Raw genomic sequence first — 3,582 nt, forward strand, 5'->3', positions numbered from 1 at the left:
GTCACCCCACAGCACGTCTACAAAACGTCACCGATCACAACGTAGCGTGATCTCTGCGCGGCCCTGGGAGGCGACCGCAGGCACACGGCGGTATGGCGAAGCCGGGCGGTCAACATCGCCTGGCCAGACTCTGGATCTTCGTCGCGGCACGCTGTAGCACCGGGTGCTACGCTGTCGGGGTGAGTACTCCTGAGATCACGCAGCGGGATCTGCGGTCGAGGTCGCGGGAGATCATGGACGCCGTCGAGCATGGGCAGTCGTTCACGGTCACTCGGGATGGTCACCGGATCGGGCAGCTCGTCCCGCTCCGGCGCCGGCGCCGGTTCGTCTCGCGGCAGGAGTTCGCCGCGATGTCGCGCAACGCACCTGACACCGGCCTGGAGGCGTTCCGCGCCGACCAGGAGGCCGCGGCCGACCACGAGGCGACGGATGCCTATGACCAGTGAGCCCGTCCGGCAGGGCCTGCTGGACACCAACATCCTGATCCTGCGCCGCTGGGTCGACGTCGCCGAGCTTCCGGACGAGATGGCGATCAGCGTGGTGACGCTGGCGGAGCTGTCCGCCGGGCCGCACCAGGTCCGCCGTAACGACGAGCAGGACCTGTACGACGAGCATGAGGAACGGGCACGGCGCATGGAGATCCTCCAACGTGCCGAGAACGAGTTCGACCCGATCCCGTTCGACGCCGAGGCGGCGCGGGTCTACGGCCGACTGTCCGCGGCCGTCGTTGCCGCGGGCCGCAAACCGCGCCGCCGGACCGCCGACCTGATGATCGCCGCCACGGCGGTCGCGGAGGACCTTCCACTGTTCACCACCAACCCCGGCGACTACACCGGCCTGGAAAGACTTTTGCGCGTCGTCCCGGTCACGAGGCCGCCTGTACCCCACGAGAAAAAGCCCTAACCCAGCCGGGGCGGCGAGGCTGCTGCCATGCGTCGATGGCGGACGTTTTCGGGTGTCACGGGCCGCACCCCGATCTGGCCAGCCGGATCCGGGAACCCCAGACCGACCATGACGACACGATCAACCCGGTAAGCCCAGCGCGACAGTCTGGGGCAGCGCAGCGATCATGGGGAGGTGTAGCAACGGGTGTAGCAACGCCGGCGAACCGGCGCGCACGTCGACGGCCTTCCACACACGGCAGCACATGTCCACGGACGCTGACATCACGGTCGGTTCGGCCTGAAAAGCGGAAGGTCGGCGGTTCGACCCCGCCCCTGCTGGCGCTCCCGGCGTCTCGGACCAGTCGTACGCGTTCTGCGCCGGGGCGAAGCCCTCGATAGCCATCGCATCACTCCGAATGCACGGGTACGGGAAGGGCGTGACACGCCTCGACCCTCCAGGCCGAGGCGACATCGAACCCGGGGCAGTTCACGGCGAACCGCCTGGCGAGGTGTAGGATTTCACCTCGCCAGGCGGTTCCGTGTGGTCGTTTTACCGGGTGACGGGCTATTCGTCGGCGGCGTCCGCGACGAACCGCTCGGCCGTTGCCGCGTCGACCCCGAGCGAGTGCAGCGCCCCGGCGCCGTTCTCCTCCTCCAACAATCCCAGCAGAACGTGGCCGGTGCCCACACCGTCGTCGCCGAGCCGTAGGGCTATCCGGAACGTCAGTTCGAGCGCCTTCTTCGCGCGGGCGTCGTACGGAATCATCACCGGATCGGTGTCGTTGCGCGCCGGCAGGGTCGCCGCAACCGTGTCTCGCGCCTGGCCGAGGTCGACACCCTGCGCCCGCAACGCGGCGACCGCGGTGCCGTCGGTGCTGAGCAGGCCGAGGATCAGGTGCGCGGGTACGATCTCGGCGTTGCCTGCCAGCTTGGCCTCGTTCATGCTCGCGACGACCGCGTTGTGGGCGAGCTTGGTGAGCTTTTCGAAAGTGTGAGCCGGAGCGGCGGCGGGCTTGCCGACGAACCGTTTCTGCGCGGCCTGCTTGGTGACGCCCATCCTGCGGCCGATGTCGGTCCAGGACGCCCCGGAACGACGGGCCCTGTCGACGAAGTGACCGATCAGGTGATCGGCGATCTCGCCGATCTGGTCAGCCATCTGCACCGCGTCGGCCAGATTGTCGAGGGCGTCGGTGTTGGTCTTGGTGATCGCTGTGATCAGGTCGTCGAGCCTGACTGGCGGAGTAGTCTGGGTCATGTCGTCAACCTTAGGTTGTCTACGTCGCTGGCGTCAAACAGGAGCTGACGGTCCGCCGTCGAGACGCCCGACCGCCGGCGCTCCTACCAGGTGATCGGCATTTCGGCCGGACCGAACGCCTGGATCGAGTGGTACTTGTGCGTCAGCTCCGCCTCGGGCACCGCCAGCGCGAGCGTGGGAGCCCGCTCGAACAGTGTCGTGTAGACGATCTCCAGCAGATCCGGCACCAGGTGATTCGCCGGGTACTGGTGCGGTCCGTGACCGAACGCCATGTGCCTGACCGGCTGTTCCCGCATGAGGTTGAGCTGATGGGGATGCGGGCATACCGACGGGTCGCGGTTTACGGGCAACGTCGGCACTGCCAGGCCGTCACCCGCCTTGACCAACGCGTCGCCGATCAGCACGTCGTCCGTCGCCAGCCGCATCGGGGTGCCGTCGTTGACCGAGAAGAACCGCAGCATCTCGTCCACCGCGACGCTCAGCCGCTCCGGGTGGGCGAGCAGCGTCGCCCGCTCCTCGGGATGGTTCAGCAGGGTGAGCACGCCCAGCGAGATCATCGTGGACACCGAGTTGTGAACGGTAAACGTTCAGGCCGTGTGCTGGCGGCGGGATTCCGTGGCATCGAGTGATGGCCGGTCGGCGGGTGGCGCCTCCGGTCACGCGTGGGTTGTGGGCTGGGTCAGGTCGGTGCGGGGAGGGCGGCGTCGTGGCGGGCGAGGTTGGTGTGGTGGACCAGGCCGCGCAGCGCCTCGGCGATCTGCTCGGGCCAGGTCTCGTCCGGGTGGACCTCGGCCGCGCCGGTCAGGTCGCGTTGCAGGTGGGCGGTGCAGACCTGGTGGAGCAGGCCGGCGAAGACAGCCTCGTCTGGTTCGTGGTCCGCGCTGTCGGGGATGTCGCGGTCCGCGGGGTCGCCGCCGGCGGCGAACGCGGGGTGGTCATAGAGGTGGTAGCGGTCGTGGACGACGGTCGCGCCGGCCCGGGCGAGGTCGAGGAGGACGGAGGCCTTGAAGGTGGCCAGGTCCCGGTCCCCGAGCTCGAAGCGGGTGTAGAGCGCGGTGGCGGCGACAAGCAGGTACTTCTCGGCTTTCTTGCGGCCGGGCCGGGGTAGGCGCGGTCCGACGCGCAGCGGGGTCTCGTCCATCACGACGATGGCGGCCAGGCAGATCAGCGCGCGGATCCGCGCGTCGGCCCCGGCGAGCCCTGCCGCCGTCCGGCTGATCAGACAGTGGACGAACCCGGCGGACGGCGCCGCGCCCGTCAGCGACGTGAGCAACTCGACGACGCGGGCGACCGGGAGGTGATGGACGACCATCAGGTAGACGCACCAGGCCATCAGGTTCGGCCCGTAGCCGACCGGCCCAGGCCGCGCCCCGTCCGGGCGGGGCGCGGTGTGGACCTTTCCGCACCGGCAGCGCACCGCGTGCTGGTCGTACTGGGTGACCG

Annotated in this window: 5 protein-coding genes; 2 read left to right on the forward strand and 3 right to left on the reverse strand. The window is 69.1% G+C overall.

Annotated features, from left to right (window positions below; all coding sequences use genetic code 11):
- Positions 1–179 precede the first annotated feature (179 nt).
- Both AC08OX_RS15930 and AC08OX_RS15935 read left to right on the forward strand, forming a co-directional pair.
- Positions 180–446 carry a type II toxin-antitoxin system Phd/YefM family antitoxin gene (locus AC08OX_RS15930; RefSeq protein WP_476608540.1) on the forward strand — a complete coding sequence of 89 codons (267 nt, stop codon included), beginning with the start codon at positions 180–182 and terminating at the stop codon, positions 444–446.
- Complete coding sequence (locus AC08OX_RS15935; protein WP_476608541.1) at positions 436–903, forward strand: PIN domain-containing protein; 468 nt, start codon at positions 436–438, stop codon at positions 901–903. Before AC08OX_RS15930 ends, AC08OX_RS15935 begins: the two co-directional genes overlap by 11 nt.
- Before the next feature lie 546 nt (positions 904–1,449).
- On the opposite strand, the gene AC08OX_RS15940 is transcribed toward AC08OX_RS15935, so the two are convergent.
- The 3 genes from AC08OX_RS15940 to AC08OX_RS15950 all read right to left on the reverse strand — a co-directional run.
- On the reverse strand, positions 1,450–2,139 hold the full coding sequence (locus tag AC08OX_RS15940; protein WP_476608542.1) for a Clp protease N-terminal domain-containing protein: 690 nt from the start codon (positions 2,137–2,139) through the stop codon (positions 1,450–1,452).
- An 83-nt stretch (positions 2,140–2,222) separates the two neighbouring features.
- The gene (locus tag AC08OX_RS15945; RefSeq protein WP_476608543.1) at positions 2,223–2,696 is read right to left on the reverse strand and encodes a cytochrome P450; all 474 of its coding nucleotides are present in this window, start codon (positions 2,694–2,696) and stop codon (positions 2,223–2,225) included.
- A gap of 122 nt (positions 2,697–2,818) precedes the next feature.
- Positions 2,819–3,582 (reverse strand): IS66 family transposase (locus AC08OX_RS15950; RefSeq protein WP_476608544.1); only part of this gene is annotated, 764 nt, incomplete at its 5' end.

It is taken from the genome of Frankia sp. CoBUL1 (assembly GCF_978021245.1).